We start from the raw sequence: 22,226 nt of genomic DNA, 5'->3' as shown, positions 1-22,226 counted from the left end.
ATACAGCGGGGGAATTTTCGGGTGAGTTACAAGCGCGGTCTCGCGATTGTTTTTGGCTGCGCGATTGCGGGTATGGTCGCGTTCGCCGCCACTTACCCGCGTTTCTACTCGTCCCCCGCCTCCCCCGCTTCCGTGGCCGCACCCATCGGGGCGAGCGCCGCCGCTGACAGCGACGTCCTGCCCCTCGCCGCACTGTCGGCGAATCCGCTTTCTTGGAACCGCCTGACCGAGGCGCAGCATGTCGCGCTCGCGCCGTTCGCTACGCAGTGGGATTCCTTCAGCGACGAGCGCAAGCAGAAGTGGTTGAAGATCGCGTCCCGTTATCACCGGATGTCGCCGGAAGCGCAGAAGCGCCTGCAGCAGCGCATGCAGGAATGGGTTCGCCTGACGCCCGACGAACGCAAGGTCGCGCGGGAAAATTATCAGGTCTCGAAGTCGGTGCCGCTCGACAAGCGCGAGCGCGCGTGGGACGCGTACCAGAAGCTCCCTGACGAACAGAAGAAGAAGCTCGCCGCAAGCGAGCACAATCGCCGTCCGACTGTCGTCAGCGCGCCGCCGACGGGCAAGACCGAGGTCAAGGACATCAACCGCCTCGTCACCGCACGCGAGCAGGGTCACACCGCCGGGCACGCGCAAAGCGAATCGGGCGCATCGGCGTCGCTGCCCGCTGTGCCGTCGCTGCCGGGCATCCCGAACGCGGCGAGCATCGTGCCCGCCACGCCGATTCCCGTTTCGCCGCAGCAAGCGCCGTCGATGTACAACGGGTCGTGAGCGCGCGATGAACGCTGACACGACCGTCCCGCCGCTTCGCGCGCCCGCGCTGCGCCGCCGCCTCGCGACCATGATCTACGAAGGCGTCATCCTGTTCGGCGTCGTGTTCATCGCCGGCTATCTGTTCAGCACGCTCACGCAGCAGCGCAACGGCCTCACGCATCACAACCTGCTGGCGTCGTGGATCGGCATCGTGCTTGCCGCCTACTTCGTGTGGTTCTGGACGCACGGCGGACAGACCTTGCCGATGAAAACCTGGCGCATGAAAGTCGTCGATGCCCACGGTCAGCCGGTCAAGCCCGGCCGCGCCCTCGCGCGTTACGCCCTCGCGTGGCTCTGGTTCCTGCCGCCGCTCGCGCTGCATCCGCTGATGTCGCTGGCCGTGCCGCAAACGCTCGTCGTGCTCGGCGTCTGGGTGACGCTGTGGGCCGCCGCCGTGCGGCTCGATCCGGCGCGCCAGTTTCTGCACGATCGTCTCGCGGGCACGCGCATCGTCGCCACACAAGCAAGCACGGCGAAATAATTGCCGCGTAATAAGAAGTTCTCGTGACCGTCATGGCTCCGTCACGGCCGCATGGCGCAATGCGCATACCGAAACCCGATGCGCGAGCCAATGCCTTCGAACTCGTCAGTCACGCCGGCAATCGATTCCTCCTCGGCTTACTGGTTCCGCAGCACCGGATTCACGCTGCCGTCCATTCCGCCCGACACCACCGATCCGGTCACTGAAGGCGATTCCCCGGACGGTCCGCACCGCTACCGGACGATCTGGCTCTCCGATATCCACCTGGGCTCAGGCGGCTGCCAGGCGGCTTATCTGCTCGACTTTCTGCGGCATCACGAGTCGGACTATCTGTATCTCGTCGGCGACATCATCGACGGATGGCAGCTTCGCAAAGGCTGGTTCTGGCCGCAGGCGCACAACGACGTCGTGCAGAAAATCCTGCGCAAGGCGCGCAAGGGCACGCAGGTGGTCTACATTCCCGGCAATCACGACGAAGCCGCGCGCCAGTTCTGCGATCTCGCGTTCGGCGACATTCACGTGCGCGGCGAAGCGTTCCACACGACGCTCGCGGGCAAGCGCCTGTGGATCGTGCACGGCGATCTTTTCGATGGCGTCATCCAGCACGCGAAGTGGCTCGCTTATCTCGGCGATACCGCCTACACCGCGATTCTCCTGCTCAACCGCTGGTTCAATCGCGTGCGAACGAAGCTGGGCTTCGATTACTGGTCGCTCTCGCAGTATCTGAAGCATCAGGTCAAAAACGCTGTCAGCTTCATTTCGCAGTTCGAACGAGTGATGACCGACGAAGCCCGCCGGCGCGGCTGCGACGGCGTCGTGTGCGGCCATATCCACAAGGCGGAAATCCGCGACATCGACGGCATTCTCTATTGCAACGACGGCGACTGGGTCGAAAGCCTCTCCGCGCTCGTCGAGACCCATGACGGCGAGCTGAAGATCGTCTACTGGACCGTCATGCGCGCGTCCGGTCAACGCCACGCCACCACGCACGCGACGGTTTGAACGTACGCGTCATCCAATCCGGGACTGCTATGAAAATCATGATCGTGACCGATGCATGGGAGCCGCAGGTCAACGGCGTCGTGCGAACGCTGAAGAACACGCGCAAGGAATTGATGGCGCTGGGGCATCGCGTGGAGATGCTCACGCCGCTCGAATTCAGGACCATTCCCTGCCCCACTTATCCCGAGATTCGCCTGTCGCTGATGCCGCGCCGCCGCGTTGCCGAGCGCATCGACACGTTCGATCCGGACGCGCTGCACATCGCCACCGAAGGCCCGCTCGGGCTCGCGGCGCGTGCGTATGCGCTGCGTCACAAGCTGCCGTTCACGACCGCGTACCACACACGCTTTCCCGAATACGTGAAGGCGCGCTTCGGCATTCCGCTCGCGGCGACGTATCGGTTTCTGCGATGGTTTCATCGGTCCTCGCAAGCGGTGATGGCGCCGACGCCAGTCGTCAAGGATGATCTCGAGCACTACGGATTCACGAACGTCGTGCTGTGGACGCGCGGCGTCGATCTCGACATCTTTCATCCGATGGACTCGAAAGTGCTCAACACCGCGCGGCCGATCTTCCTTTACGTGGGGCGCGTGGCCGTCGAGAAAAACGTGGAGGCGTTTCTCAAGCTCGATCTGCCCGGCTCGAAGTGGGTCGCGGGCGAAGGTCCGGCGCTCGCGGAACTGAAGTCGCGCTATGCGGGCGTGAACTATCTCGGCGTGCTGTCGCAGCCGGAGCTTGCCAAGGTCTATGCCGCCGCCGATGTGTTCGTGTTCCCGAGCCGCACCGATACCTTCGGCCTCGTGCTGCTCGAAGCGCTGGCCTGCGGCACGCCCGTCGCGGCGTTTCCGGTGACGGGCCCGATCGACGTGCTCGGTCAGCACGGCCCCGGCGCGCTCAACGAAGACTTGCGCGAAGCCTGCCTGCAGGCGCTGACGATCGATCGCGCCGATGCGCGCGCGTGGGCCGAACGCTTCTCGTGGCGCGTGGCGTCGGAGCAGTTCGCATCGCATTTGCGGCGATTCGAGCCGCGCGCGCCGAGTTCCGACCGGGCGGCTGCATGACGCGTCGCGCGCTCGCCGACAACCGCGCCGAAGACGACGAAGCGGAACGCGTCGAACCGCTCGGCCCCGACGACCTGCCCTTCAATCCGTACAAAGGCAATCGCGGCCTCACCCGCGCATGGCACGCAATGAAGAACTCGATCTCCGGATTGCGCGTCGCGATTCGCGAGGAAAGTGCATTTCGGCAGGAGTTGACGCTTGCCGCGATCCTGCTGCCGTGCAGCGTCGTCGTGCCGGTCGTTCCGGTGGAGCGCGCGGCGCTGGTTGCGTCGGTGCTGCTCGTGCTCATCGTCGAGTTGCTCAATTCGAGCGTCGAGGCGGCCATCGACCGCATCTCGCTCGAACGGCACGAACTCTCGAAGCGCGCGAAAGACTTCGGCAGCGCCGCCGTGATGGTCGCGCTGGGCGCGTGCGTGCTCACGTGGACGCTGATCCTATGGCCGCTCGCGCCTGCGCTCGCCGCGTGGCTTGCCCCGTCCGCGAAGTGATCGCACCAAACTTTGCTCCATCTCAGAAAAGGGGAACACCTGCCCGAGAGTCAAGCCCGGGTAGGCAAAGACGCGGTTTATAATCGTCCGATATTCTCAAAAATAGCAACGGAAGCGGACGGGAGCACTCTCTGCACGCCCGCGCGAGCCAGATGCCAAGGTCGGACGACATGGAAGCGAAACCTCCCCGCCGCACCCGCGAACGGATTCTCGAGCTGTCACTGAAGTTGTTCAACGATATCGGCGAGCCGAACGTCACGACGACGACCATCGCCGAGGAAATGGAAATCAGTCCAGGCAATCTGTACTACCATTTCCGCAACAAGGACGACATCATCAACAGCATCTTCGCTCAGTTCGAGCAGCAGATTCAGAAGCGGCTGCGCTTTCCGGACGATCATCGTCCGACGATCGACGAGATGTGGTCCTATCTGCAGTACATGGCCGATTTTCTGTGGGCGTACCGGTTCCTGTATCGCGACCTGAACGACCTGCTCGCGCGCAACCGCACCCTCGAAACGCATTTCAAGCAGATCATCACGCACAAGGTGCGCTTTGCCGGCCAGTTGTGCGAGGCGCTCGTCGCCGATGGCGAGATGGTCGCGACGCCCGACGAGATCAAGGTGATCGCGACGAACATCGGCGTGATCTCGACGTACTGGCTGTCGTATCAGTACGTGATGAACCCGCGCAAGTACAACGATCAGGAAGCGATCCGCGCGGAACTGCATCAGGCGAGCCTGCACATCATTTCGATCATGGCGCCGTATCTGCGCGGCCGCTCGCGTCAGCTTTTCGATGACCTGGTGTCCGGTAAACTGGCCAAGCGCGAATATGCGGACTTTCTGCCGCCGCGCGACGATGCCGCTGCCGCATCGAAGACCGAAACACCAAAGGATTCCCGATAATGAAGGCAGTCTGTGTCTACTGCGGCTCCGCGACCGGAGCCCGCCCCGTCTATGCCGAAGCGGCCAAAGCGTTTGGCCGGGCGCTCGTCGAGGCCAACTTGTCGCTCGTGTATGGCGGCGGCCGTGTCGGCTTGATGGGCCTCATTGCCGATGAAGTGCTCGCCGCTGGCGGACGCGCGGTCGGCGTCATTCCCGAGTTGCTGCTCGCGAAGGAAGTGGGCCATACGGATCTCACCGAACTGCACGTCGTGCCCGACATGCACGAGCGCAAGAAGAAAATGGCCGATCTGGCCGATGCGTTCGTCGCGATGCCCGGCGGCGTCGGCACCTTCGAAGAGTTCTTCGAGGTCTACACGTGGGCGCAGCTCGGCTATCACCAGAAGCCGGTCGGCCTGTTGAACGTGAACGGCTATTTCGAGCCACTGATGTCGATGCTTCGCCATACCGTCGACGAAGGGTTCATGCGCAAGCCGTATCTGGACTTCATCCAGATCGCCGCCGAACCCGGCGGGATGATCGCGAAGCTCGGAGCGTACACGCCTCCCGCCCACGACAAGTGGACGGAAAACCGCAACGTCGTTTGAGGATCGAATCGATGTCGAAAGTCATCCTGATCACGGGGGCAAGCCGCGGCATCGGCCGTTCGGCTGCGATTCTCGCGGGCGCACGCGGCTGGTCGGTCGGCGTCAACTATGCGACCAACGCCCGTGCCGCCGATGAAACCGTCGCCGCCGTGCAGGCCGCGGGCGGCAAGGCCATCGCCATCCAGGGCGACGTATGCGACGAAGCCGCGATCATCGCGATGTTCGATGCCACGGAAGAGGCGTTCGGCCAGCTCGATGGCGTGGTGAACAACGCGGGCATCGTCGCGCCGGGGTCGGCGCTGGCGGACATGGACGTCGCCCGTCTGAAGCGCATTTTCGACACCAACGTGCTCGGCGCGTATCTGTGCGCGCGCGAAGCGGCGCGGCGTCTCTCGCGCTCGCGCGGCGGCAAGGGCGGCGCGATCGTGAACGTGTCGTCGGCGGCGGCGCGGCTGGGTGCGCCGAACGAATATGTCGACTATGCCGGATCGAAAGGCGCGATCGACGTGCTGACCATCGGGCTATCGAAGGAACTCGGGCCGCAAGGCGTGCGCGTGAACGCGATCCGCCCCGGCCTCATCGAAACCGAGATTCACGCGAGCGGCGGAAAGCCGGATCGCGCTCAGGTGCTCGGCGTGCAGACGCCGCTCGGGCGGGCGGGCACGGCGGACGAAGTCGGGGAATCGATCGTGTGGCTGTTGTCGGATGCGTCGTCGTATGTGACGGGAGCGATCGTCGACGTGACGGGCGGGCGGTGATCGGAGAGCAGCGCGTCATGTGGGCTCGGGCGGAAATTCGACCTGATACCGCGTTGCATCAGCATCTGCTGGAAGTCCATCACGCGTAACACTGACGCGACCGTGCTTCGCGGCAACGGATAACGCACAGTCGGCGGGTTAACGCCGACAAGACGGCGGCATTAACCGTGATGATCGAAAACTCGCGAGAGATCGGCATCCGCTGCTCCGCATCAAAACCCCCCATGCTTCGCGAGCCACGCATCTTCCTCCGCCGAAGTCTCTCGCCCAAGAATCCGGTTGCGGTGCGGAAATCTTCCGAACCGCGCGATGACGTCCGCATGCTCCACCGCCGATTCGTAGAAGCTCGCGACGCCCGTCTCATCTTTCAGCTTCTGAAATAGACGCAGCGATCCGCGCTGGCTCGGCATCGTTTCATCGTGTTCGAACGGCATATACGCGAACGCGCGATGGTACGCCGTCGGCAAACGCAGATCGTCGCCCTTCTCGACCATTGACGCTGCCAGCGCGAGCGCCCGCCGATCGCCCGCAAACGCACGCGGGGTATTGCGATGGCAATTGCGCGACAACTGATCCAGCAGCACGATCAGCGCAAGCGCGCCGAGCGGCGTGCGCTCCCAATCGCGCAAGCCGCCCGCCTGCGCTTCCTCGAGCAATGGACCGAAGCGCTCGCTGAGCATCGCGTCGAACGCGCGCTTTTTCGTCCACCATTGTTTGCGCTCGGTCCCGAACTCGGGCGATCCCTCAACGCCGAACCACGCATCGAGAACCGCCTGCGCGCCAGGATCGATGCTCAAGCCAGTTCCAGCACGAGCCGCCGCGTGCGCGCGCTCTTCTTCTCGAGCTTCGCAATGCGCAGCCCGCCGATCTCGCCGGTATTGCGCACATGTGTGCCGCCGCACGGCTGCAAATCCACGTTCTCGATGCGCAAGAGCCGCACGCGTCCGAGACCCATCGGCGGCTTCACGCTCATCGTGCGAACCAGTTCGGGGCGCGCGGCCATTTCGTCGTCGGTGATCCATTCGGTGCGCACGTCGTGCGATCCGCCGATCAGCTCGCGCAGTTTCGTCTCCACGTCTTCCCGCTCGATCGGTTCGACGGTGGCGAGATCGAGCCGGGCGTAGTCCATCGTGATGCTGCAGCCATCGACCGGATACGGCAGCACGGCGCAAATCAGATGGCTCGCCGTATGCAGCCGCATATGCCGATACCGCCGCTCCCAGTCGATCTCCGCGCTCACCCTGTCACCCACCTTCAGCTTCGCGAGCGCGTCTTCCTGGCCGGGCGCGGGCACGTGCACGGCGTCGTCGGGCGTCGCGCCTTCGAACTTCGCCTTGCGCGTATCGGCGATGGCGATGACCGTGCCGTCCGCGAGCGTCAGCGTGCCCGCATCGCCGGCCTGACCGCCGCCGAGCGGATAGAACACGGTCTGATCGAGATGGATGCCCGCTTCGTCGATCGCGGTGATGATCGCGTCGCAGCGCGTTTGATAGGCGTCCTCGCGAAAGAGTGCGCGTGTGCTCATGACTTCATGTCCTCGGTTGGCTTGCCGGTAATCGAGAGATGATGCCGCAAACGAACGCCGGCTCGCCCGATACAAAAGCAGGCGAATCAACCGGGACGGTTGCGCATCCAGTCGGCGGTATCCAAGAAGGAAGTCAGCAGGCGTTCGCGCAGCGGCTCGGGCAGGCCGATGTCTTCCATCGCCCAGGCCATGCAGCGCAGCCATTGATCGCGCTCGGCGGATGCAATCGCGAACGGCAGATGCCGCGCCCGCAAGCGCGGATGGCCGAAGCGGCTGATGTAGTGATCCGGCCCGCCCATCCAGCCGCACAGGAACCAGAAGGTCTTGTCGCGCGAATTGTCGAGCGTCGGCGGATGCAGCGCGCGGATGCCCGCGAATTCGGGCTCCAGGTCCATCAGGTCATAAAAACGGTCGACGAGCGCACGCACGCGCTCCTCGCCGCCGACCAGCTCGAACGCGGTCGGCGCGTGGTCGCGATTGCTCGTTTCGTCGCCGGAGGATGGTTGATTCACTTCGCTCATTGCTTTGCTTTCTACGAGAAACTACGCGTCACGCAAGGATTGCAGCGCCGGACGCGCCAACACGCGGCGCAGGCTCATCCAGCCGCCGAGCCCCGCGCACGCGATGCCCGCGACGATGCCCGCCGGCACGAGCCACGGATTGAAATCGATATGGAATTCAAACACGCGCGAGGCCAGCACATAACCGATGCCTTGCGCGCCGAGGGCGGCCATCAGCCCCGCGAGCGCGCCGACCGCGACGAATTCGGCGACCTGCACCGACCGCACCTGCCGATGCGACGCGCCGAGCGCCCGCAGCAGCGCCGATTCGCGCATCCGCTCGTCGCGCGTGCCCGCAAGCGCCGCGTACAGCACGAGCACGCCCGCCGCGAGCGTGAACAGGAACAGGAACTGGACCGCGCCGATCACCTGCGCGAGCGTGCGCTGAATCTGCGCGAGGATCGGCGCGGTATCGATGGCCGTTACGTTCGGGTAAGCCGCGATCAGGCCGTCGATCATGCGCTGGTCGTCGGCGGGCAGATGGAAGCTCGTAATGAACGTCGCGGGCAGATCGGCGAGCGCCTCGGCCGGCATCAGCACGAAGAAGTTGACCTTGAACGAATTCCAGTCGACCTTGCGCAGGCTCGTCACGGGCGCTTCCACCGGCAGACCGGCGACATCGAAGCGCAGCACGTCGCCCATTTTGACGCGGATGGTCTTCGCGATGCCCTCTTCGATCGACACCTGCGGCTTCGCGCTCGTGCCGAACCACGCGCCCTGCGTCACGCGGTTGTCGTCCGGCAAGGCGGTCGTGTAAGAGAGGTTGAATTCACGGTCGACGAGCCGCTTTGCATCGGCTCTTTCGTAGCTGTCCGGATTGACCGGCTTGCCGTTGATCGACACGAGACGCGCGCGCACCATCGGCGATAGCGCGGCTTGCGGCTGACCGTGTCCATGCAGATAGGCGAGCACGCCGTCGCGCTGCTCCGGCTGGATGTCGATCAGGAATTCGTTGGGCGCGTCGGGCGGCGTGGCGTCGCGCCATCCCTTGATGAGATCGTTGCGCGTCATCGCGATCAGCAACAGGCACATCAACCCGATGCCGAGCGCGGTGATCTGCAACGCGCTCGCCCCGCTGCGCCGCTCCAGCGACGCGAGTGCATAGCGCCAGCCGACGCCCGCGCGGCTTTTTTCGCGCCGCACGAAGCGCGCCGCCGCCCACAGCGCCGCCCGCGCGATCGCGCCGAACAGCAACAGCCCCGCCGCAAAGCCGCCCGCGACGATGCCGCCAAGCTTCCATTCCCCCGCCGCGATGACGAGCAGTCCCGCGAACAGCAGCACGCCGACACCGTAGGCCGCGTAAGCGACACGCCCGGCGTCGCCGAGTTCGCGGCGGATCACGTGGACCGGCGGCACGCGCGTGAGCGGCAACAGCGGCGGCAGCGCGAAGCCGAGCAGCAGCACGAGCCCCATCGCGATGCCTTCGAGCGCCGGCCAGACGCTCGCCTGCGGCAGTTCCACATCGACGAGCGAGCCGAGCCAGTGCAGCAACACGAGATGACCGATGAAGCCGAGCGCGATGCCCGCCGCGCTGCCGATCACGCCGATCGCCAGGAATTCGTTCAGGAAGAGCGCGCGCAGCGTGCGCTGGCTGACACCGAGACAGCGCATCGCGGCGCAGCCGTCGAGGTGGCGTCGCGCGAAGCGGTGCGCGGCCATCGCGATGGCGACCGCCGCGAGCAGCGCCGTCAACAGCGACACGAGCGTCAGGAAGTGGCTCGCGCGGTCGATCGTCTGCCGCACTTGCGGCTGACCATCCGACAGCGATTCGAGCGACACGCCGCGCAGCTTGCCGCCGTCGGTCTTCTCGCGGGCGAACTGCGCGAAGCGCTCCACTTGCGCGTCCGGCCCGGCCACGAGCAACCGATAGGTTACGCGGCTTCCATACCCGAGCAGGCCCGTCCCGGCGATTTCATCGGCGCGCATCATCAGACGCGGCGAAAAGTTGACGAACGAGAAGCCGCGATCCAGCTCCCGCGTGATGACGGCGGCCACCGTGAAGGTCCGCGTGCCGACTTTGACCGTCCCGCCGACTTTGGTCTTCAGTGCATCGAGCAGCGCCGGATCGACCCAGACCGTGCCGGGCGCGGGGATGCCTTGCGCGGGCGCGTCGGGCGTATCGGGCGCCGGCGCGATGCGTAGCGCCCCGCGCAGCGGATAGCCGGCCGTCACGCCCTTGATCGCCGCGAGCCGCGACAACGGTTCGCGCGATGTCCCGCTGATCATGCTCGGGAAGATGGTCGTGCCGGCGGTCTCCAGCCCGAGCGAGCGGGCTTGCGCGGCGAAGATCGCATCGACGGGATGATCGGCGCGCACGACGAAATCGGCTGCGATCATCTGGCGGCCATCGCGGGCGAGGCCCTGACGCATGCGATCCGCGAGAAAGCCGACGCTCGACAGCGCCGCGACGGCCAGCACCAGCGCGAGCAGCAGCATCGTCAGCTCGCCGGCGCGCCAGTCGCGTGCGGTCATGCGCCACGCCTGGCGCACGGTCTGCAGGAAGTCGAGTCCGGCTGTCGGATGCGTTTCGTGGAGCGAGGGCGACGCTTTAGCCGCGGGTTTGTCGTTACGGGCCGCGGTGCTCAATCGTGCTTGCTCCGCAGTCGGCTGATCGGATGGTGCGTGCCCGGCATCATGTGCTTCGCCATGCGCAGCACGCCGCCGTGCACGCCGCGCACGAGACGCGGCAGCGCCCATCCGGCCACGATGAGGAACGCGATCAGCATCACGAGGAAGAGCAAGGGCAGGAAGAACGCGAGCGCGAGGCCGCCGAGCGCGCCGACGTCTTCGGTGGCGGACGCCGCCCAGTTCGACACCGGTTCCGGCGACAGATTGATGAGCGCGCGCGTGCCCGCCTTCGCGAAGTGCGACGCCCCGGCGAGCGTGCCGCCCGCGAGCGCCGCGACGGTGAGCATGGCGGGATCGGCGTGACCGAGCGAGCCGGCGGCGAGCACCGCGCCGGCGGGAATGCGGATCAGGGTATGGACGGCGTCCCAGAGCGAATCGAGCGCGGGGATTTTATCGGCGAGAAATTCGACGACCGTGAGGAAGCCTGCGACGCCGATGACCCATGGCGAGGCGAGGACTGCGAGGGAATCCGGCAGGTGGATAAGGCCGATGCGCTCGAACAGGCCGGCGATGAAGACGGTGAGGTACAGGCGCAGCCCGCTCGCCCATGAGAGGCCTGCGGCGAGCGAAAGTGACTCTAGCATTGCTGTCTCCTGTCGACGGCAGTTAGCGCTTTAGCGCTTACTGCCGTCCCATGCAAAGCTGTCGGCCGGAGTTAGCGTTTTAGCGCTTACTCCGGCCCCATGCAGAGCTGTCGACGGCAGTTAGCGCTTTAGCGCTTACTGCCGTCCCATGCAGAGCTGTCGACGGCAGTTAGCGCTTTAGCGCTTACTGCCGTCCCATGCAAAGCTGTCGGCCGGAGTTAGAGCTTCAGCGCTTACTCCGGCCCCATGCAAAGCTGTCGACGGCAGTTGGCGCTTCAGCGCTTACTGCCGTCCCATGCAAAGCTGTCGGCTGGAGTTAGTGCTTCAGCGCTTACTCCGGCCCCATGCAAAGCTGTCGACGCAGTTAGCGCTTCAGCGCTTACTGCCGTCCCATGCAAAGTTGTCGGCTGGAGTTAGTGCTTCAGCGCTTACTCCGGCCCCATGCAAAGCTGTCGACGCAGTTAGCGCTTCAGCGCCCACTACCGTCCCATGCAGCGCGGTCGGCCTAAGTTGGCGCTTGAGCGCCTGCTTCGGCCCCAAGCAAAACCGGCAACGAACTGACGCCCTGCCTGCCCAACCGCCCTCAAACCAATATTAAGACGGATCTGAGACCATTATATCCATGCAAAAAGTGCGCGGTGCACCGGGCATCCGAGCCATTACCGTTCCCGGAACCACCGCCCGGCTAGCTGCCAGAAGCGCAACGATGCAACGACTCAATGTCCCGACGTCATCTTGAGGCCAACCAGCCCCGCGATAATCAGCACCGCACTGGCAATGCGCCCCGCCGAAACCGCCTCGCCCATGAACACGATGCCGAACACGAACGCGCCGACCGCGCCGATGCCCGTCCACACGGCATAGGCGGTGCCGAGCGGCAACTGGCGCATGGCCATCGCGAGCAGCACGAAGCTGCCGGCGGCGGTGATGAGCGTGAAGACGGACGGCCCGAGTCTGGTGAAGCCCTCGGACGATTTGAGCCCGGCGGCCCACGCAACTTCGAGCAAACCGGCGATGAAAAGAAGAATCCAGGACACGGGGTTGACTCCCTGTAGAAGCGGGGCCGTCCCCGATGAGTCGAAGCGCGTGCGGTCGTCCGGCACGGCTATAGCTAAAGCGAAATCAACCTGCGATTGTATCGCAGCGGCGCATCGGCACAGGGCGACGCCCGATCGGCGAAACTGGTGTATCAAGAAGCAACGAACCAAGCGACCAACGAAGCAACGAATAACCCGCCAAGGGAGCATTCATGCATATCGACTCGGTGCTGCTGTCCCGTTTCCAGTTCGCGTGGGTGGTCGCGTTCCACATCCTGCTGCCCGCTTTCACGGTCGGCCTCTCGTGCTTTATCGCGACGCTCGAATTCAACTGGTGGGTCACGAAGCGCGATGTCTTTCGCCGCCTCTCCTCGTTCTGGCTGAAGATTTTCGCGGTGTCGTTCGGCATGGGCGTGGTATCGGGCATCGTGATGCCATTTCAGTTCGGCACCAACTGGAGCCGCTACGCCGACAAGACCGCGAATGTCGTCGGCTCGCTGATGGGCTACGAAGTGCTGACCGCGTTCTTCCTCGAATCGGCGTTTCTCGGCGTGCTGCTGTTCGGCCGCAAGCTCGTGCCGCAGTGGGCGCACGTGATGTCCGCGATGTTCGTCGCGATCGGCACGCTCATCTCCTCGTTCTGGATTCTCGCCGTCAATAGCTGGATGCAGACGCCGCAGGGCTATCGCATCCTGCCGGACGGGCGCTTCGACGTGGTGAGCTTCTTCGACGTCATCTTCTCGCCGTCGTTTCCGTTCCGGCTCGCGCATACCGTGACCGCGTTTCTGGTGACGACCGCCTTCGTCATACTCGGCGTCGCCGCGATGTACATGCGGCAGCGGCGCGCGATCGAAGAAAGCCGCGTGATGCTGAAAATGTCGCTGATCTTTCTCGCCATCATGGTGCCGCTCCAGATGGTGATCGGCGACGCGCACGGCCTCAACACGCTCAAGCATCAGCCCGCCAAGCTCGCGGCGATGGAGGCGCTGTGGGAAACCCGATCGCGCGTGCCGGCGAATCTCTTCTCGATTCCCGATCAGGACGAGGAGCGCAATCACTTCGAAATTTCGATACCCGTGCTCGGCAGCCTCTACCTCACGCACGATCCGAACGGCGTCGTGCGCGGACTGAAGGATTTTCCGCGCGAGGATCGTCCGCCGGTCGCGGTCGTGTTCTTCGCGTTCCACCTCATGGTCGGCGTGGCGCTGCTGATGCTCGCGACCGTCCTGACCGGCATCGTGCTGTTCGCGCGCGGCAAGCTGGAAAACAGCCCGCGATGGCTGCGCGCGGCGACTTTCACGATGCCGCTCGGCTTCATCGCGGTGATCGCCGGATGGACGACGACCGAAGCCGGCCGCCAGCCGTGGACCGTGTACGGCATCCTCCGCACGCGCGATTCGGTGACGCCCTCGCTCACCACCGGCGATGTCGCGCTGTCGTGGCTGCTCTACATGCTCGCCTATGCGGTGATCTTCGGCGCGGGCTTCATTCTGCTGCGGCGTCTGGTGCGTATCGGGCCTGCGCAGGCGACGCAGGATCACGAGAACGAGAGCCTTCAGCCGAAGACGCGGGCGGCGCGGCCACTGTCGGCGGTGTCGTCGGGCGGCGAGACGTCGCGGCAGTCGGGACGCGTCGCGACTAGCGACGATATCGTGCCGCCGCGCCGGCGCAACTAGCCAGTCGATCATCCTTGCGAATCATCGAACGGAGAACCGCGATGCTCGATCTCGTGCCGCTGTGGGCCGCCATTCTCGCGCTGGCCGTGTTCATGTACGTGCTGCTCGACGGCTTCGACCTCGGCGTCGGCATGCTGTTTCTGCTGCGCCGCGATTCCGAAGAACGCAACCTGATGATCAACTCCGTCGCGCCCGTATGGGACTTCAACGAGACGTGGCTCGTGCTCGGCGGCGGCGGCCTGTTCGCCGTGTTTCCGCTTGCATTCGCGATCATCGTCCCGGCGGTCTACTTCCCGATTCTCTTCATGCTGCTCGGCCTGATCTTTCGCGGCGTCGCATTCGAGTTCCGCGAAGTGACCGGCGCGCGCAAGTGGCTGTGGGATCGCGCGTTCGCGTACGGCTCGCTCGTCGCGACCTTCGCGCAAGGCATCGTGCTCGGCATGTTCATTCAGGGCTTTCCGATCAGCGGACGCCAGTTCGCCGGAACGAGCTGGGACTGGGTCGCGCCGTTTCCGCTGCTCGTCGGCGTCGGGCTAATCTTCGGCTATTCGCTGCAGGGCGCGACGTGGCTCGTCCTGAAAACGGAAGGCGAATTGCAGGACTGGGGCCGCAGGATGGCGCGTTACGCGCTGATCGGCGTGATCGCGTTCATCGTGCTCATCAGCGTGTGGACGCCGCTCGAGGATGCGCGCATCGCCGCGCGATGGTTCGGCTTTCCGGGCAGCATCGCGTTCGCGCCAGTGCCGATACTCACCGCGCTCCTCGCGTGGACGCTCTGGTCGAGCCTCGGCAAGGGCCGCGAAGCTCTGCCCTTCGTCTGCTCGATGGGCCTGTTCTTTCTCGCGTTCACCGGGCTCGTCATCAGTCTGTGGCCGTACATCGCGCCGCCCTCGGTGACGCTGTGGGAGGCATCGGCGTCGCCGATCTCGCATCAGTTCTTCCTGATCGGCACGATGTTTCTCCTGCCCGTGCTGATGGTCTACGTGACGTGGTCGTATTGGGTGTTTCGCGGCAAGGTGCGCGGCGATATCGGCTATCACGTCGAATGACGCGACGCCCGGCTCAGAGCTTCTGCTGCACCGCGAGCGACAGGATGCGCGCCCACTGACGCGCCTCCGCGCGATTGCGCATCGGCAGACGCCACTGGCCGTGCGCCGGATCGACGACATCGAGCAGTACATGCCATCCGCTGCTTTCATCGGCCCGCGCCCCGCGCAGGTCCGCGAAAATATAGCTGCCGCCCGCATCGCCGACGCGCACGTCGAGCAGCCGCTTGCCCGCCGCGAGCCGCACGCTGCCCCACTCGCGCGCGAGTTCGTGCGTCCAGCCGGCGCCGTCATCGCCCTTGATGCGCGGCAGGTTCGGCGCAATCTCGCGACGCCGCGCGAGCCAGAAAGCAACGCCCGCCGCGATTGCCGCCGCCGCCGCCAAAGCCGCGCCGATCGCGACCGAAAGCCCGAAGCGCGCATCGATCGCGTCGAAGGACCACACCGCGCCGTAGATGAGCGCGCCAAGCGCGATGAGCGCAAGGACGATCGGCATGTCGCTTATCTCCGTCTGATCGCGTGAAGTGCGGCCGTCACTGCGCCTTGTGCTTCGCGTTCCAGTCGCGCAGCGCCTGCAGCGTTTTCGTGACATGCTGATCCGGCGACAGGCTCGTGTATTCATAGATCACCTTGCCGTCGGGCGCGATGACATACGACACGCGATTCGCCATCGAGCTTTTCATCGGCATGGCGGCGTCGTAGGAATGGATGATCTTCGAATCGGCATCGGCGGCGACCGGGAACTTGCTGCGGCATTCGCTCACCGAGAAGCGCTTGAGTGTGTCGATGTCGTCATGCGATACGCCGATCACCGTCGCGCCTTCGGCCTTGTACTGATCGACCGCTTCGGCGAACTGATGCGCCTCGATCGTGCAGCCCTTCGTGAACGCCGCCGGATAGAAATACAGCACGACGGGGCCTTTCTTCAGCGCGTCGGCGAGCGAGTAATCGTAGACATTGCCGCCCAGCGACGCTTTCGCGACGAAGTCAGGCGCGGCATCGCCCGGTCCGAGCGTCGCGCCTGCCGTGAGCGGATAAGCAGCAGCGACGCAGACGATCGCCGCGAGGGCCTTCGCGATTCTGTTCTTCATGTGCATCTCTCACCGTGAGGTTGATCGGAGCGCGCTCAGTCGAGCGGCTGCCCCGCGAACCACGCCGCGGCCTCCACTTGCAGCCTCGCGAGCAGCGCGGGCGTGAGCGCATCGAGCGCGGGCTCGGCGAGCCGGCATGTATCGATCGCGCGGGTATCGCCCTGTTCAGCCGCCTGCGCGATGCCGAGCAGCGCGCCGAGCACGCCTTCGCCGCCAAGTATCGCCGAGCGGATATCGGCCGCCAGGTGCAGCTTATCGACAATTTGCGCCGGCTGCATGTCGAGCACCACGTGCACGAGCGAGAACACGCCGGCCATGAACGCGGCATCGGAGAAGGCTTCGTCCGATGGACGCAGCGCGTGCGCCGCGAGTTCCATGAATCGCGCCCGCGCGCCGACGAGTTGCAGCAGCGGATCGGAGCGCCACGGCAGGCCGCTGCCATCGGCGTAGAGCAGCAATTGCGTCCAGCGCATCAACTGGCGCGTGCCGGCTGCGGCCACCGCATCGCGCAGCGACGACACCCGCCGCCCGCGCGCATGGGCGCTCGAATTGGCGAGACGCATGAGTTGCAGCACGATGTCCGGATTGCGCTTCAGTTCGGCTTCGAGTTCGCGCAGCCCCGGCTCGGCGCCGAGCACCGCGAGCAGCCGCAACAGCGTGCCGCGCGCAGGGCTCGCGCGACGCGCCGACAGCACTTGCGGCCGGGCGAAGAAATAGCCCTGAAACAGATCGAAGCCGAGATCGCGTGCTTCGACGAAACCCTCGTGCGTTTCCACCTTCTCCGCGACGAGCAGTTTGCCGTGCTTCTTCGCGATCGACGCGAGCTCAGGCAGTTCGGCGCGCTCCGCCGCGAGCAGATCCACCTTGACGATATCGACCGATGGCAGCGCGGCGAGCAGCGTGTCGTCGATGCGCGTGACATCGTCGAGCGCGAAGCGGAAGCCTTCGCGGCGCAACTGCGCGCATCGCTTGAAAAGTGCGTCGTCGAACACGATGCTTTCGAGCAGTTCCAGCACGAAGCGCTCGGGATGCATCAGATGCACGATGTCGTCGAAGATCAGCTCGCGGTTCATGTTCACGTAGCCCGGATGCAGTCCGAGCACCGCCGATACGCCAATCTCCCCCACCGTGCGCGCGACGACGTGGGCGGTCGCCTGGACGTCGTCGTGCACGCGCGCGCGATTGTCGGGGCTGTCGCGAAAGAGCAGTTCGTAGGCGGCGAGCGCGCCGGCGCCATCGAGAATCGGCTGGCGTCCGACATAGACGCGCGGAGCACGCGTCGACGGGAAATCGTTCATGACGGGAACAGGCTGAACGCAACGCCGCGGCGTGCGGTCGCGCCCGCAGCGTGCGCAAAGGTTTGCGCGAAGGGCCACGAGGCGCAGGCGAGGCACGCGGGCCGGTGGATGCGGGCGGGCGCGGGAGGCGGTCTAACGGCGTCGAACATGAGGCAAAACGTGTCGAGCAGGTTCGCGGATCGGATCGAACCGCGCGGCGCGGGACGCGCGGCGGTCAATCGCCAAAACGCGCCACTGTAAACGAAATCGCGGGCGCGAGCATGAAGCGGCTTTCACCCGTGCAGATTAAAGAAATCGCCCGCGCCGCCGATAACTCGCCTGATAGAGCGTGCCGCGCCGTGCCGGCACGGCCAGCCCGGTAGCCGCTCGATGCGGCCACCGCGCCGCCGCGAGCGTCCGATGCGTGCGTTGCGTCGACCGCTGACGGCGAGCGTCGCCGCGAGAACCTAAACAGACCATGCAAGCGAACCGGATCAACGTCTCCCGCCGCGCACCCTGGCGCATCGCGCTCGATGCGGTGCGCCGCGCATGGGGCGCCCCCGCGCAAGAGAACCGCGAGACTCACGACAACGCGCCCCTCGTCGACGACGCCCCCGCGGCGGCCGTGCGGCCAGCCCGTTCGCCGCAACTGGAGCCGACGCTCGCCCCCGTCGATTTCCTCGCGCAACTCGACGACGCGCTGCGCTTTCAGTATGTGTCGGATGCGAGCATCGATTTCATCGGCTATCACCGCGACTATCTGAATATGCTGACGCTGCACGATCTCGTGCCGTCGGAAGAAGCGGATGAACTGAACGCGCTGATCACCCGCGCCCGCGCGAGCGGCAAGCTCGAATCCGCGACGCTCAATCTGGTGAAGTCGCTGACCTATCCGATCTGCGTCGAGCTGCGCCTGATGTCGACCGACGCGCTCGGCACGCCGGGCTTCGCGCTCGCCGCATTCGACGTATCGCGCTGGCGCGAGCGGGAACTGTCGCTCGTGCATGCGCTGCATCACGATCCGCTGACGGGCCTCGAAAACGCGACGGCGCTCGAAGGCGCGATTCGCGCGGCGCAGGCCGAAGCCGAACAGACGCGCTCGCAGGCGGCGCTCGTGCTGCTCGATATCGACGACTATCAGCGCATCAATCGCGCGCTCGGCTACGACGCCGGCGACGACATGCTGCGCGAGACCGCGCGGCGCATCCAGCACACCGCCGCCCATGGCGAGCGCGTGGCGCGCATGGCCGGCGACGAGTTCGCCGTGCTGCTGCCCGCCGGCGCGACCGCGGAAGCCGCCGAAAGCCTCGGCCGGCGGCTCTTGACCGCCATTGCGCAGCCGTATCGATATCGCGGGCAGCACACGCATTTGTCGGCGAGCGTGGGTGTCGCGCTCTATCCCGATCTGGCGGCGGCGAACAAAGCCGCGAGCAAGCAAGGCAAGCCCGGCGTGCAGGCGAGCCTCCTGCGCATGGCCGATCTGGCGCTCGCGCAGGCGAAGGCGGCCGGCGGCAACACGCTGGTGTTCCATACCTTCGACGACAACCCCGCCGACGCCGAGCGCCTGAAGCTCGAAGCCGATCTTTACGAAGCCGTGCGCAACGGCGAGTTTTCGCTCTTCTTCCAGCCGATCACGAAGATCCGCACGGGCGCGGTCGTCGGCGTCGAAGCGCTGATGCGGTGGAATCATCCGGTGCACGGGCTCGTGCCGCCGTCGCTCTTCATTCCGCTCGCGGAGTCGATCGGCCTCATCAATTACCTGGGGAACTGGGTGCTGAAAGCGGCGTGCATGCAGCTCGTGCAGTGGGACGCGATCGGCATCCGGCTGGATTACGTGTCGGTGAACGTGTCGCCGCAGCAGTTCCGCGACAAGCGTTTCGTCACGGCGGTGAAGGAAGCCATTGCACTGACGGGCATCGATGCGGGACGGGTCGTGTTCGAGATCACCGAAAGCCTGCTGATGAAGGACCCGGAAGAAGCGACGCGCCTGCTGGAGACGCTGCGCTCGCTCGGCATCCGCTTCGCCGTCGATGACTTCGGCACTGGCTATTCGAGTCTTGCGTATCTGCAGCGCTTTCCGCTGTCGAAGCTCAAGATCGACCGCAGCTTCGTCGACAACCTGATTACGTCGCGCAACAACCGCGCGATCGTCAGCGCGGTCGTGAGCCTTGCGCAGTCCCTCGGGCTGGAGCTGGTCGCCGAGGGCGTCGAAACGGAGGCGCAGCGCGATCTGCTCGCGGATCTCGGCTGCGATCACATACAGGGCTGGCTGATCAGCCATGCGCTGCCGTCCGAGGAACTGGCGCGCTCGTTCCAGACGCACTCGCTGCTGCTACACGAGACATTATGAGAGTACGCGTGTTCGTGTTCTAATCGACGATCGCGCCTCGATTTATCGACGCCGTCGGTCTCTTCGGAACAAGACGCCGAATGGATGGATGAGCTTCAGCCGCTTCGGATTAGCCGTTGCGAGAACGATGGGTTTTATTACGCATGGCACGCACCAAGGCCGAACTACTGGACAAGCTGTGGGGGCGCATGAGCGAGCGCGGGGATTTCCCGATGCTGTCTCAGGCGCTGCGCACGACTGTGTCCGCGATGAGCGATGACGACCTCGACTTCACGGCGCTCGTGCAAGTCGTGCTGTCGGACTTCGGGCTCACGCAGAAGGTGCTGCGCCTCGCCAATTCCGCCATGTACATGGCCTTCGGCGGCAACATCACGACGGTCACCCGCGCGCTGATGGTGCTCGGCATGGACGCCGTCGGGCATCTGGTCGTGGGGCTCAAGCTCGTCGATCACTTTCATCACAGCGCGCCGCGCCGTATCGACGCGAAGCTGGAGCTGAACCGCACGCTGCTGTCCGGCACGGTGGCACGGCAGGTCACGGAACGCATCGACCTTCGATCGGCCGAGGAAGCCGTCGTCTGCACGCTGATGCGGCAGATCGGCAAGCTGCTCGTTGCGTTCTATCTCGAGCACGAATGGGATCAGTTGCGGCGCAAGGCCGCTGCCGAGCAGATCAGCGACAGTCACGCGTGCGCCGAGCTGTTGGGTGTCACGTTCGAGGAAATCGGCATCGAGGCAGCGGATCGCTGGCGTCTTCCCGAGACGATCCGCGCGGGCATGCGCGCAAGCGACCCCACTGCCCCGCCCGACGAGAGCGTGCCGAAGCACGTGCGCTGGCTGCAGGCCGTCACCAACTATTCAACCGAAGTCGCCGATGCGCTCACCGCGCAGAACGTGGCGGCGGATGGACGCGAATCGATGCTGGTCGATCTCGCCGAACGCTACTGCGGCGCGCTCAATACTGACGCCGAAACGCTCGCGGCGATGAGCCTCGCGCTCGCCAGCGAAGAGAGCGGCGACGGCGTGATGCGCGAGATCGTCGAGTTGCAGGCGGATGCGGACGCTATTGCGCGAGCCGGCGTGTCGGCGGAGGCGCGCATCGGCGCGAGCCTCGAGGACATGCGCTCGCTGCCGTCGAAGAACGCGCTCGGGCCGGTGCTCGCGCTTGCATCGGAAGCGGTGCTCGCGGGGCTTGGGCTGTCGCGCACGGTCGTGTTCGTGCGCCAGGCCACCAATGAATTCCAGGCGCGGCTCGGGCTGGGTGCGGGTATCGAGGCGATGCTGCCCGCGTTGCGCTTTGCCGCCGAGTTCCGGCCGGACGTGTTCCACCTTGCGATCACGAATCCGGTGGGCATCTTCATCGAGAATGCCCACGATGCGCGCATCGACGCTCGGCTGCCTCGCTGGTATAAGGAGACGCTCGGCGAAGCGCAGGCATTCGTGCTGCTGCCGGTGAAAGCGAACGATACGACGGTCGCACTCGTGTATGGCGACTGGACGGTTGGCCAGCACGTGCACAAGATTTCGCCGCAGGAAATGAGCGCGCTCAACGAGCTCACGCGGGAGCTAAGCCGTTTTTTTTCTAATGCGAACTGGAAGGAAGTCGAGCTGATCTGATTGCTCGATGTCGTTCCAGTTCGCGTGCCCCTCAGCTTTTCAGGATCGCCACGGCTTGCTCGCCGTATCGCACGATGTAGCCGCCGTGGCTGCGCTGCCAGCCGAGCGCGTCGGCCTCGCTTGCGAACCAGTTCTTCTCGAAGTCGTTGAACGCGCCGGCGTCGAAGCGGTACCGGTCGATGCTTCTGGCTTCGCGTGTGTCGATGTCGGCCTTGCATGCGTCCCAGGTTGCGTAGCCGAGTTCGGCGGCGAGCATCGATAGCATGTGCTTCAGTTGTAAATCTTTGCGCGAGGCGTGGAGGTTTGTGAGGCTTTGACTGCGGGTTGCGTTCGAGCTTGCTGCCAGCAGGCGACGCAGGACGGGCAAGGTGGCGCTCGCATCGCCGTCGCGGGCTTGCCGGAGCAGTCGCCGCGCGTGCTCGCGCAGGTAGTCGCTATTGCTGACGGGAGATTCGATCGGACAGGATGTGGACCACATAACGTTGTTCCCTTATATGCGCCGTTCTCGCTGCGGCTGTAAAGGTTCGACGTTGCGGTTCGATTCGGAGGCGGAGTTGCGTGGCAGGTGCGTAAGACTTTCGCGAGAGGGGGCGCCGCTGCCGCGCCCTTGGTCGGGGATTTTAGTCTCGGCTTGCTGTTGCTGGCAAGGGCGCTTTGGGTTTGCGCGGTGAGGTTGTGTTCGTGTCGGTCTGTTTGCTTGCCCGGTCCACGGGGCGGGGGTTACGTTTCTGCCTGTCGAAC

Annotated in this window: 22 protein-coding genes; 12 read left to right on the top strand and 10 right to left on the bottom strand. The window is 65.2% G+C overall.

Translation table 11 applies throughout. The annotated features are described in order from the left end of the window. Nucleotides 1-21 precede the first annotated feature (21 nt). From AB6804_RS12770 to AB6804_RS12735, 8 genes are all read left to right on the top strand, one after another. Entirely contained in the window at nucleotides 22-771 is a 750-nt protein-coding gene (locus AB6804_RS12770; protein WP_370886747.1) for a DUF3106 domain-containing protein, read from the top strand. A 7-nt stretch (nucleotides 772-778) separates the two neighbouring features. Continuing rightward, complete coding sequence (locus tag AB6804_RS12765) at nucleotides 779-1,294, top strand: RDD family protein (RefSeq protein ID WP_370886746.1); 516 nt, start codon at nucleotides 779-781, stop codon at nucleotides 1,292-1,294. 90 nt (nucleotides 1,295-1,384) lie between these two features. Then, nucleotides 1,385-2,296 (top strand): UDP-2,3-diacylglucosamine diphosphatase, encoded by a 912-nt coding sequence (locus AB6804_RS12760; protein ID WP_370886745.1) that lies wholly within the window; start codon nucleotides 1,385-1,387, stop codon nucleotides 2,294-2,296. Between the two features lie 29 nt (nucleotides 2,297-2,325). Next, nucleotides 2,326-3,357 (top strand): glycosyltransferase family 4 protein, encoded by a 1,032-nt coding sequence (locus tag AB6804_RS12755; protein WP_370886744.1) that lies wholly within the window; start codon nucleotides 2,326-2,328, stop codon nucleotides 3,355-3,357. Continuing rightward, the gene (locus AB6804_RS12750; protein ID WP_370886743.1) at nucleotides 3,255-3,845 is read left to right on the top strand and encodes a diacylglycerol kinase; all 591 of its coding nucleotides are present in this window, start codon (nucleotides 3,255-3,257) and stop codon (nucleotides 3,843-3,845) included. Before AB6804_RS12755 ends, AB6804_RS12750 begins: the two co-directional genes overlap by 103 nt. A 170-nt stretch (nucleotides 3,846-4,015) precedes the next feature. Continuing rightward, nucleotides 4,016-4,753 carry a TetR/AcrR family transcriptional regulator gene (locus AB6804_RS12745; protein ID WP_035959467.1) on the top strand — a complete coding sequence of 246 codons (738 nt, stop codon included), beginning with the start codon at nucleotides 4,016-4,018 and terminating at the stop codon, nucleotides 4,751-4,753. Then, nucleotides 4,753-5,337: a TIGR00730 family Rossman fold protein gene (locus AB6804_RS12740; protein WP_370886742.1), complete on the top strand. Its 585-nt coding sequence runs from the start codon at nucleotides 4,753-4,755 to the stop codon at nucleotides 5,335-5,337. Before AB6804_RS12745 ends, AB6804_RS12740 begins: the two co-directional genes overlap by 1 nt. Nucleotides 5,338-5,348: 11 nt before the next feature. Then, nucleotides 5,349-6,095: an SDR family oxidoreductase gene (locus tag AB6804_RS12735; RefSeq protein ID WP_035959469.1), complete on the top strand. Its 747-nt coding sequence runs from the start codon at nucleotides 5,349-5,351 to the stop codon at nucleotides 6,093-6,095. A gap of 212 nt (nucleotides 6,096-6,307) precedes the next feature. Here AB6804_RS12735 and AB6804_RS12730 read toward each other — a convergent pair whose 3' ends face one another. The 6 genes from AB6804_RS12730 to sugE form a co-directional block, all read right to left on the bottom strand. Beyond that, the gene (locus AB6804_RS12730) at nucleotides 6,308-6,886 is read right to left on the bottom strand and encodes a DUF924 family protein (protein ID WP_370886828.1); all 579 of its coding nucleotides are present in this window, start codon (nucleotides 6,884-6,886) and stop codon (nucleotides 6,308-6,310) included. A gap of 2 nt (nucleotides 6,887-6,888) precedes the next feature. Beyond that, nucleotides 6,889-7,620 carry an alanyl-tRNA editing protein gene (locus AB6804_RS12725; RefSeq protein ID WP_370886741.1) on the bottom strand — a complete coding sequence of 244 codons (732 nt, stop codon included), beginning with the start codon at nucleotides 7,618-7,620 and terminating at the stop codon, nucleotides 6,889-6,891. A gap of 86 nt (nucleotides 7,621-7,706) precedes the next feature. Then, entirely contained in the window at nucleotides 7,707-8,141 is a 435-nt protein-coding gene (locus AB6804_RS12720; protein ID WP_370886740.1) for a group II truncated hemoglobin, read from the bottom strand. Nucleotides 8,142-8,162: 21 nt separating this feature from the next. After that, the gene (locus AB6804_RS12715) at nucleotides 8,163-10,652 is read right to left on the bottom strand and encodes an ABC transporter permease (RefSeq protein ID WP_370886827.1); all 2,490 of its coding nucleotides are present in this window, start codon (nucleotides 10,650-10,652) and stop codon (nucleotides 8,163-8,165) included. 110 nt (nucleotides 10,653-10,762) lie between these two features. After that, a complete protein-coding gene (locus AB6804_RS12710) occupies nucleotides 10,763-11,392 on the bottom strand; it encodes a DUF4126 domain-containing protein (RefSeq protein WP_035959477.1) in 630 nt (209 codons plus the stop codon). 716 nt (nucleotides 11,393-12,108) lie between these two features. Beyond that, entirely contained in the window at nucleotides 12,109-12,429 is a 321-nt protein-coding gene (gene sugE / locus AB6804_RS12705) for a quaternary ammonium compound efflux SMR transporter SugE (protein WP_035959833.1), read from the bottom strand. Between the two features lie 212 nt (nucleotides 12,430-12,641). Here sugE and AB6804_RS12700 point away from each other — a divergent pair, with 212 nt between their 5' ends. Both AB6804_RS12700 and cydB read left to right on the top strand, forming a co-directional pair. Then, complete coding sequence (locus AB6804_RS12700; RefSeq protein WP_370886739.1) at nucleotides 12,642-14,105, top strand: cytochrome ubiquinol oxidase subunit I; 1,464 nt, start codon at nucleotides 12,642-12,644, stop codon at nucleotides 14,103-14,105. Between the two features lie 41 nt (nucleotides 14,106-14,146). Then, nucleotides 14,147-15,154, top strand: coding sequence for a cytochrome d ubiquinol oxidase subunit II (gene cydB / locus AB6804_RS12695; RefSeq protein WP_244794429.1), 1,008 nt, complete (start codon nucleotides 14,147-14,149; stop codon nucleotides 15,152-15,154). Between the two features lie 13 nt (nucleotides 15,155-15,167). On the opposite strand, the gene AB6804_RS12690 is transcribed toward cydB, so the two are convergent. From AB6804_RS12690 to AB6804_RS12680, 3 genes are read right to left on the bottom strand one after another with little or no spacing between them, the layout of a single operon-like run. Next, entirely contained in the window at nucleotides 15,168-15,647 is a 480-nt protein-coding gene (locus AB6804_RS12690) for a hypothetical protein (RefSeq protein WP_370886738.1), read from the bottom strand. Between the two features lie 37 nt (nucleotides 15,648-15,684). Further along, nucleotides 15,685-16,242, bottom strand: a complete 558-nt coding sequence (locus AB6804_RS12685; protein ID WP_370886737.1) for a peroxiredoxin — start codon at nucleotides 16,240-16,242, stop codon at nucleotides 15,685-15,687. 35 nt (nucleotides 16,243-16,277) lie between these two features. After that, entirely contained in the window at nucleotides 16,278-17,540 is a 1,263-nt protein-coding gene (locus tag AB6804_RS12680) for an EAL and HDOD domain-containing protein (RefSeq protein ID WP_370886736.1), read from the bottom strand. A 457-nt stretch (nucleotides 17,541-17,997) separates the two neighbouring features. On the opposite strand from AB6804_RS12680, the gene AB6804_RS12675 reads away from it, so the two are divergent. Together AB6804_RS12675 and AB6804_RS12670 are read left to right on the top strand one after the other, a co-directional pair. Then, nucleotides 17,998-19,869, top strand: a complete 1,872-nt coding sequence (locus tag AB6804_RS12675; RefSeq protein ID WP_370886735.1) for a putative bifunctional diguanylate cyclase/phosphodiesterase — start codon at nucleotides 17,998-18,000, stop codon at nucleotides 19,867-19,869. Between the two features lie 143 nt (nucleotides 19,870-20,012). Next, a complete protein-coding gene (locus tag AB6804_RS12670; RefSeq protein WP_370886734.1) occupies nucleotides 20,013-21,485 on the top strand; it encodes an HDOD domain-containing protein in 1,473 nt (490 codons plus the stop codon). Between the two features lie 31 nt (nucleotides 21,486-21,516). Here the strand turns inward: AB6804_RS12670 and AB6804_RS12665 are convergent, their stop codons facing one another. Beyond that, nucleotides 21,517-21,963, bottom strand: a complete 447-nt coding sequence (locus tag AB6804_RS12665; protein WP_370886733.1) for a hypothetical protein — start codon at nucleotides 21,961-21,963, stop codon at nucleotides 21,517-21,519. Between the last annotated feature and the right edge of the window lie 263 nt (nucleotides 21,964-22,226).

The sequence above is a fragment of the Caballeronia sp. RCC_10 genome, assembly GCF_041360715.1.
Taxonomy (GTDB): domain Bacteria; phylum Pseudomonadota; class Gammaproteobacteria; order Burkholderiales; family Burkholderiaceae; genus Caballeronia; species Caballeronia grimmiae.
Note: the sequence above shows the minus strand (reverse complement) of the source record. Positions and strands in the feature narration are given on the sequence as shown.